The organism is Serratia sp. (in: enterobacteria), from assembly GCF_046715635.1.
Classification (GTDB): domain Bacteria; phylum Pseudomonadota; class Gammaproteobacteria; order Enterobacterales; family Enterobacteriaceae; genus Chania.
In genome coordinates, this window is record NZ_JBKJYW010000555.1 from 1 (window position 1) to 7,766 (window position 7,766).

The 7,766-nt window shown below is 54.0% G+C and carries 8 protein-coding genes; 4 read left to right on the forward strand and 4 right to left on the reverse strand.

Annotation, left to right across the window (positions count from 1 at the left end; translation table 11 throughout):
- Nucleotides 1–2 precede the first annotated feature (2 nt).
- A complete protein-coding gene (gene tssB / locus ACLQ7H_RS28790; protein WP_411755625.1) occupies nucleotides 3–500 on the reverse strand; it encodes a type VI secretion system contractile sheath small subunit in 498 nt (165 codons plus the stop codon).
- Nucleotides 501–1,260: 760 nt separating this feature from the next.
- On the opposite strand from tssB, the gene ACLQ7H_RS28795 reads away from it, so the two are divergent.
- Nucleotides 1,261–1,779 carry an Hcp family type VI secretion system effector gene (locus ACLQ7H_RS28795; RefSeq protein ID WP_411755626.1) on the forward strand — a complete coding sequence of 173 codons (519 nt, stop codon included), beginning with the start codon at nucleotides 1,261–1,263 and terminating at the stop codon, nucleotides 1,777–1,779.
- Nucleotides 1,780–1,955: 176 nt separating this feature from the next.
- Here ACLQ7H_RS28795 and flhA read toward each other — a convergent pair whose 3' ends face one another.
- The 3 genes from flhA to hypA form a co-directional block, all read right to left on the reverse strand.
- On the reverse strand, nucleotides 1,956–4,022 hold the full coding sequence (gene flhA, locus ACLQ7H_RS28800; RefSeq protein ID WP_411755627.1) for a formate hydrogenlyase transcriptional activator FlhA: 2,067 nt from the start codon (nucleotides 4,020–4,022) through the stop codon (nucleotides 1,956–1,958).
- A 138-nt stretch (nucleotides 4,023–4,160) separates the two neighbouring features.
- Nucleotides 4,161–4,457: a hydrogenase maturation factor HybG gene (gene hybG, locus ACLQ7H_RS28805; RefSeq protein ID WP_411755628.1), complete on the reverse strand. Its 297-nt coding sequence runs from the start codon at nucleotides 4,455–4,457 to the stop codon at nucleotides 4,161–4,163.
- A 15-nt stretch (nucleotides 4,458–4,472) separates the two neighbouring features.
- Nucleotides 4,473–4,817, reverse strand: coding sequence for a hydrogenase maturation nickel metallochaperone HypA (hypA, locus tag ACLQ7H_RS28810; protein ID WP_411755629.1), 345 nt, complete (start codon nucleotides 4,815–4,817; stop codon nucleotides 4,473–4,475).
- 523 nt (nucleotides 4,818–5,340) lie between these two features.
- Here hypA and hydN point away from each other — a divergent pair.
- The 3 genes from hydN to ACLQ7H_RS28825 form a co-directional block, all read left to right on the forward strand.
- Nucleotides 5,341–5,883, forward strand: coding sequence for an electron transport protein HydN (gene hydN / locus ACLQ7H_RS28815; RefSeq protein WP_411755630.1), 543 nt, complete (start codon nucleotides 5,341–5,343; stop codon nucleotides 5,881–5,883).
- Nucleotides 5,884–5,914: 31 nt separating this feature from the next.
- The gene (locus ACLQ7H_RS28820; protein ID WP_411755631.1) at nucleotides 5,915–6,535 is read left to right on the forward strand and encodes a 4Fe-4S dicluster domain-containing protein; all 621 of its coding nucleotides are present in this window, start codon (nucleotides 5,915–5,917) and stop codon (nucleotides 6,533–6,535) included.
- Nucleotides 6,536–6,537: 2 nt separating this feature from the next.
- On the forward strand, nucleotides 6,538–7,766 hold a 1,229-nt coding region (locus ACLQ7H_RS28825; RefSeq protein WP_411755632.1), incomplete at its 3' end, for a proton-conducting transporter membrane subunit.

The following is a 7,766-nucleotide window of genomic DNA, read 5'->3' on the forward strand; positions in this document are numbered from 1 at the left end:
AATTATTTCTGATTAAGAATGTCCAGTTCCTTTAGCAACTGCTCACGCATTTCTTCATTGCCAAGTAGATCTTGTAGACGAGAACGGAAGGCAGGAATGTTGCCCAGAGGCCCTTTCAGGGCGACCAACGCTTCCCGCAGTTCCAGAATTTTTTTCAGTTCAGGGACGTTTTTTGCGACGTTGTCCGGTGAAAAATCGTCGAGGGAATTGATCGCCAATGCTACCGGCATCTCTTCTTTCCCTTCACCTTCCAGGTGATTGGGTACTGTGAACGAAAGGTTGATATTGGCTTCGTTCATCACCGCATTGAAGTTGTTCTTGCTGACGGAAACAACCTGACGTTCTTCAATCGGGGTATCTTCACGAACGCCCTTGAGATCGCCAACGACCATCAGGTTCAGTGGCAGTTCAATTTCAGTGGTTTGATCGCCCGTGTTGGGAACGTACTTGATGTTGATCCTTTCCTTGGGGGCAACACTGCTTTGATTATTCTTACTCATCACTCGTCCTTTTAGTCACAATAAGGGAATACCAGCTAATGTTTGTTGAATGAGCACCGGAAAATGACATTCAGATATCATCCATGCTAATAGAGTTAGCGCCATCTATTCAGATAGTAAATCTATCACCGTAAAGCTAAATACCTTCCTTTATGCCGTACCGAAGCCTGCGAATAATGCTACCTCGTAGACAAAGTTGGGAATTTTCCTATACCGCACCGAGGTCTGCGAATTATCTCAAATAATACAAAGAACCCTGGCCAGTTAGTTTACGGCCCACGGTAAATCCGGACAGTTCCTGCATTAGCATAGTTTCACTGAATGTATCGTCCCCGATCTGACCGGTAAAAGTCCATAAGTTTTTCTTTACTAAGGCTCCTAAGTATTTATCACCTGGCGAGAGCAATCTTCGGCTTATGATCATAAAAAATAATTTCACAAAAAATAAATAACCAAATAAAAACAACAATTTGAAAAGTTAACCAATTTTTAAAATTATAATACAACCAACAATCATAGGCGCCATCAATACTTAAACCAGCATAAAACACCAATAATACAAATATTATAATCATTTATACCATTAACGAAGGGAATAAAATTTGTAAATTTGTGGGTAGCTTGGCACTAGGGAAAGACCCGATTATAGTGATGGCCGAAGTGAGAAGTGGGGCAAGTGACATTCGAGGTCGATTAATATCGACTAGCCGGTGTGACTAGCATTGAGTTAATACCAAGCTAACTGACAAGGATCTTTAAGATGCCAACTCCAGCTTATATCTCTATCACAGGGAAAACCCAGGGTAATATTACCGCCAGCGCATTTACCGCTGAATCTGTAGGTAACATCTTTGTTCAAGGCCACGAAGACCAGATGCTGGTTCAGGAATTTGAACATATCGTTACCGTACCAACCGATCCGCAGTCTGGTCAGCCTTCAGGGCAGCGTGCACATAAGCCATTCCGTTTTACCGTGGCTTATAACAAAGCGGTTCCATTGCTGTATAACGCATTGGCCTCTGGCGAAATGCTGCCAACGGTTGAATTGAAATGGTACCGCACCTCGATCGAAGGTAAACAAGAGCACTTCTTTACCACCAAACTGGAAGATGCCACCATCATCGATATCGACTGCAGAATGCCACACTGCCAAGATCCAACCAAAGCTGAGTTCACACAGTTGGTTCGCGTTTCACTGGCATACCGTAAAATCACTTGGGAACACAACACCGCCGGGACCTCTGGTTCTGACGACTGGCGTGCCCCAATCGAAGCCTAAGGCCTGCCTTAGCTTCACTCAACAGCCAATCGCAAGATTGGCTGTTTTTATTTACCCTCGTTATCCCTTCCCAATCCCAGTACCAAATTCGTGGTTGTCCGTGTAGCTCCCGTGATCGTTGAACGGGCGCAGCAATGCGGCGCCACTACACGGTGATTGACGCGGCTCCCACACCATCAATTCACCGAAATCCCCCACTTCTTCATCCGCGAAAGCAGCGTAGTGCGTTTCAACCCAAGGCGCTGTGCGGCCCCGCGTGGCCCAGCGACCACGCCGTTGGTTTCTCTCAGTACGCGGAGCACACGTTGGCGCTCATCTTCCTCCGGCGATACCGTTTCCGTGGCTGGTGCGGATAGCACTACTGCGGGTTGCGAATACTGCAATTCGGGCAGCGGCAGCTCAAGCACCGAGCCGCGCGTCAGTAATACCGCCCGCTCAATCACGTTCTCCAGCTCACGCACATTGCCCGGCCAGGGCATCTGGCTTAATAAACGCAGCGTATGCGCCGGAATACTGTCGATGGTGCGTTTCATTCTCCGGGCGATTTTATGGGTCAGGAACTTGACCAACTGGGGGATATCCTCGGGCCGTTCGCGCAACGGTGGAATGACAATCGGAAACACGTTCAGGCGATAGAACAGATCGCTGCGAAATTCACGATCGGCCACCATCTGCTGCAAATCCCGGTTGGTGGCGGCGATTAGGCGGATATCGACCGAGATCGGCTTATTGCCTCCGACCCGCTCAAACTCCCGCTCTTGTAATACCCGCAGTAGTTTGGGTTGCAGCTCAATAGGGATCTCCCCCACTTCATCCAGGAACAGCGTCCCCTTCTCCGCCAGCTCAAAGCGGCCCATGCGTTGGGTGGAAGCCCCGGTAAACGAGCCTTTTTCATGGCCAAACAGATCGCTCTCCAACAAGCCTGCAGGCATCACCGCACAGTTCATTTTCACCATGCGCTGGTCACGCCGTTCGCTAAGGTTGTGGATCGCTCGCGCAATCAACTCCTTGCCAGTGCCCGTTTCCCCGAGGATCAGCACCGAACAGTCGCTTTTGGCCACGATTTCCACCTGTTTGAGTACCGCAGACATTCCCGCACTGCGCCCGACAATCTCGCTCAGATCGGGATGATTCACGTTGATCTGTTCGGTCAGATACAGGTTCTCATGCACCAGACTCTCTTTTAGCCGGTTGATCTCTTGGCAGGCCAGCGCGTTATCCACCGCGATGGCTATGCGCTCGGCAATCTGTTGCAGCACCCGCAGGTTGGCCGCGTTGAAGCCATCCGCCTGGCATTGCGCCAGCTTCAGCACGCCCAGCTTCTTTTGGCCGAAGATCAGCGGCAGCACGCACAATGCCTCGATCCTGCCCTGTGAAAGTTCAAACAGCCGACGTTCATAGCCGGAAAGCTGCTCGGCATTTTTCAGGTTCAACAGCAGCATTTCGCCACTGTGCATCACCCGTTCGGTTAAGGTGCCTGCCAACGCCACGTTGTACTGCTGGCGTTCGGCGGCGTTATTGTTCAGATAGTGGGTAGAGTAGATGGTGAGCTGCTCGGCGTGATTACTGCGTAACACGATGCTGATGGCGTCACTGTTGAAAAAGTGGTGAATTTTCTCCGAGATCTCCCCCATCACGTCATCCAGATCCAGCTTTGACAGCACCGCATTGGTGACATCCACTAAAATGCGATAGTCATCCAGTTCATGACGCAACTGGTGCTGTTGCCGTTGCGCATTTTCCAGCAAAACGATCTGCTGCGTTGCCAGCGCCACCACTTCCATCAGCGTTTGCAACTGCACCAGGCTGGCATCGCTGAACGGCTCGCTTCCACTACGCAGTAATTCACAGCCACCCAGTGGCCGGCCGCCCGCATGTAGCGGCATCAGGCAATATTGGTTGAAGGGAGGATGCAACTTCAGGGCGCGGATTTGCGGATAGCGATCGTGCAACTCGTCTACCTGCCAGCGCTGGGGCAACGAACTATGTTGGAAGCGGCTCACCGGGCCATTCGCCAGCAGCGTTTCGTCCTGATAGTTTACCGGCTGCAGCGCGTGATCCAGCCCGTAAAAACTCACCCGTTCGCTGTGGGGATCAAATAATACCAAGGCTACACTGTCGGCAAGTTGCAGACGCCGCAGCACCTGACGCAATTGCAGTAACAGATCGGTAAAATCATGCTGTCCGAGCAGCATGCGGGTAATTTCGAGCAGGTCTTGTTGTTCCAAGCGTACAGTCGACATGGTTTATCACTTGTCTGAGTCACGAAGATTATTGCCAGCGAACATCCTCACAAAGAGTAAGGTTTGTTAACGATAATTTCTCCCTACCGGATCAACAAAACACCGCAACAGCAATGCCATTTGCCTGGATAGCACAATTTATCGCTGAGCCCCCTGGTGGCTTTCCCCCGCCAGGAATAGCGCGACGTCCTGCTCCACTTCCCCCATAGCTTGCAGCGCCGACAAGGTTTCCTGCGCTTCTTGCTCATCCAGGCGGCTCATGGCAAATCCTACATGGATCAACACCCAGCTACCGATTAGCGATTCTGGTGGTTCATCGTCCTGACACACCAGGGCAATGTTCACTTCTCGTTGCACACCGCAGACGTCAACCCAGGCGTGCTGGGGTTGGTTTTCGTCCAGCGCCACAACCTTACCGGGAATGCCTATACACATGCTTTTTCCTCTTGGTTATTCAATTTCCAGGCGCTTAAGTTGCAAACCGTCATCCGCCTGCACCCGCAGGTTGCGCCCGCCGCATTGCGGGCAGACCAACACCTGGGGAACCAGCAGTTGCACATCCGCCCGGCAGTCGTGACACCAGCACTGTGCTTGCTGTTCGAGCAGGTGCAGTTCACAACCTTCGGCCAAGGTGCCGCGACAAACCATGTCGAAGCAGAACCGCAGCGACTCGGCTTCCACGCAGGAAAATGCGCCGATCTCAAACCAGACGGCGGTAATACGCCGGGCATGATGTTGCCGGGCGTGCTGCTGCATGATTTCCATCGCGTGATGGCACAGGGTTATTTCATGCATCGGAGCTCCGTTGTTCGGCGATTAATGACCGATGCTTCAGCTAGTGCAATTACGGTGCCAAGGTGGCGTATTTGCCCCTCACCCTAACCCTCTCCCCAAGGAGAGGGGACAGTCCGTGCCACAACTCTACTCCTGCGTCTGACCCCGAATAGAGACAACCCCACCTGACCACGAAGAAGGAGCCACCTGTGCCGCAACTTTATTCCCGTACTTATCGACAACGCCGATCGGCTCCCTCTCCCTGTGGGAGAGGGTTGGGGTGAGGAGCAAAACCGTCATTTTTGCTACCGCTTTCGACAAAAATGACGAAGTGACGACGCTAACCCAAGTGGAACATGACGAATACCCTCTCCGGCTTCGTCGTTTATGCCAATCAGCCGTTGATGTGCGACCAATAAAAACCCAACCCACTGGTTTATATCTATTTATTAGGCTTGGCACGTTTTGTGTATAGCTAACGGCAGCACAGACTCAAAGGCTCGCCGCCTAGAGTTTAACGATGGAAGGTAATCAGGAGTGATTGATGAACAGGTTTATCATGGCCGATCCGCAAAAGTGCATTGGCTGCCGTACTTGTGAGATCGCCTGCGTAGTGGCCCATAGCCAAAACCAGGATGTCTCGACGCTGGATGCCGCCAACTTCACGCCTCGCCTGCATCTGCTGAAAGGCGGCAATGTCAGCACCGTGGTGCTGTGTCGTCAGTGTGATGATGCCCCCTGCGCCAGCGTTTGCCCCAACGGGGCCATCAGCCAGAGCGACGGTATGGTCAAGGTCACGCAGGAACGCTGCATCGGCTGTAAAGCCTGCGTCATGGCTTGCCCATACGGAGTGATGGAAGTAGTTACCCGTCCGGTGCCACATCAGGGCAATACCTTGATGTTCCCCGCCGCCGAAAAAGCGGAAGCGCATAAGTGCGATCTCTGCAGCGGACGTGCCAATGGCCCGGCCTGTATGGAGTTTTGCCCCACCGATGCGCTGCACTGCGTAGACCAACAACTGCTGCAAAAAATGAACGCGGAAAAACGCCGCCGCGCCGCCCTCAGCCCACTGTCGTTGGCGATGTAAGCATGAACCGCTATCTGTTGGAGGAACGGCCATGAACCGCTTTGTCCTTGCGGAGCCTCAACACTGCATCGGATGCAATACCTGCATGGCCGCCTGTACCGAGGTGCATAAGGCTGAAGGGTTACAGTCGCATCCCAGGCTGACGGTGACGCGCGTCGGAGAACAAACGGCGCCGATGCTTTGTCGCCAGTGTGAGGATGCCCCTTGCGCACGCGTTTGCCCGGTCAATGCCATCACGCACGGCGAGCACGCCATCGAGCTCAACGAGACCCTGTGCATTGGCTGCAAACTGTGTGGTCTGGCCTGCCCATTCGGTGCAATCACGCCTGCGGGCAGTGGGCCGGTCAATATCCCGTCGATGTTTGAGCAGTACGTCCCGGCAGAGCTGCTGCCGGACGTGCCAACCAGCCCCGCAAGCCAATCTCCCTATCTGTCCTGGAATGCCGGGGTCAAAACGGTGGCAGTGAAGTGCGATCTCTGCGCTTTCCTCGCCGATGGGCCGGAATGCGTGCGCATATGCCCTACGAATGCCTTGCATATCGTCGATGAACAGCAGCTTGAACAGGAGGCACAGGCCCGGCGTTTGGCGCGAGCCAGCCAGGTCGCGATCGGCTGGCCATCCTCTCCTTCTCTCGTCAGGGGGCAGAAATAAACATGGACTCTCTCACTCTACTGCTTTGGGCCTTGGTGATTTATGTCACCGGCGGCGTGCTGTCGCTGCTGCTGTTTCGCCGGGAGCGCCTCGCCATTTTGTTGGCGGGGATCAGCGCGATGATCGGCGGCCTGTTAGGGTTGTGCAGCGCCGTCCCCGTCCTGTTAAGCGGGCAAACCCTCACCTTCTCCACCCCTGGCCTGTTCTCGTTTGCCGCCTTTGTGGTGCGGATGGACTCGCTGGCGGCCTTTATGCTGGTAGTGATTTCGCTGCTGGTCAGCGTTTGCGCGCTGTATTCCATCGCCTATGTGCAGGAGTATCGCGGCAAAGGTGCCGCGAGTATGGGGTTCTTTATGAACCTGTTTATTGCCTCGATGGTCGGGTTGGTGGTGATGGATAACGCCTTCTACTTCATTATCCTGTTTGAAATGATGTCGCTGGCCTCCTGGTTCCTGGTGATCGCCGATCAGGATGACGAATCCATCAGCGCTGGTTTGCTGTACTTCTTTATCGCCCATGCCGGCTCGGTGCTGATCATGATCGCCTTCTTCCTGATGTGGCGGGAGAGCGGCAGCCTGGACTTTGACTCTTTCCGTTCGCGGTCGTTCTCCCCTTGGATGGCGTCGGTCGTTTTCCTGTTGGCTTTCTTTGGTTTTGGGGCCAAGGCGGGGATGCTGCCGCTGCACAGTTGGTTACCACGCGCCCACCCGGCGGCCCCTTCTCATGCTTCGGCGCTGATGTCCGGCGTGATGGTAAAGATCGGCATCTTCGGCATCATCAAGGTCGGGATCGATCTGCTGGGTGCCACCGAAATGTGGTGGGGCATCGTGGTGCTGGCCTTCGGCGCGGTGTCTGCGGTGTTGGGAGTGCTGTATGCGTTGGCTGAACACGATATCAAACGCCTGCTGGCCTGGCACACGGTGGAGAACATCGGCATCATTTTAATGGGCGTTGGCGTGGCAATGGTCGGCATGGCTAGTGGACATCCGGTGATGGCGGTGTTGGGCCTGCTCGGCGCGCTGTACCACCTGCTCAACCATGCGGTGTTTAAAGGTTTGCTGTTCCTGGGGGCCGGTGCCGTAATTTGGCGTGTGCATACCCGCGATATGGAACAGATGGGCGGCCTGGCGAAGCTGATGCCGCTGACCGGGCTGGCGTTCCTGATCGGCTGTATGTCGATCTCCGCCCTGCCGCCGCTGAACGGTTTTATCAGCGAGTGGTACACCTACCA

Coding starts and splice junctions, on each gene's coding strand:
- ACLQ7H_RS28795 (WP_411755626.1), top strand. CDS start 1,261: ATGCCAACTCCAGCTTATATCTCTATCACAGGGAAAACCCAGGGTAAT.
- flhA (WP_411755627.1), bottom strand. CDS start 4,022: ATGTCGACTGTACGCTTGGAACAACAAGACCTGCTCGAAATTACCCGC.
- tssB (WP_411755625.1), bottom strand. CDS start 500: ATGAGTAAGAATAATCAAAGCAGTGTTGCCCCCAAGGAAAGGATCAAC.
- hybG (WP_411755628.1), bottom strand. CDS start 4,457: ATGTGTATAGGCATTCCCGGTAAGGTTGTGGCGCTGGACGAAAACCAA.
- hypA (WP_411755629.1), bottom strand. CDS start 4,817: ATGCATGAAATAACCCTGTGCCATCACGCGATGGAAATCATGCAGCAG.
- ACLQ7H_RS28820 (WP_411755631.1), top strand. CDS start 5,915: ATGAACCGCTTTGTCCTTGCGGAGCCTCAACACTGCATCGGATGCAAT.
- hydN (WP_411755630.1), top strand. CDS start 5,341: ATGAACAGGTTTATCATGGCCGATCCGCAAAAGTGCATTGGCTGCCGT.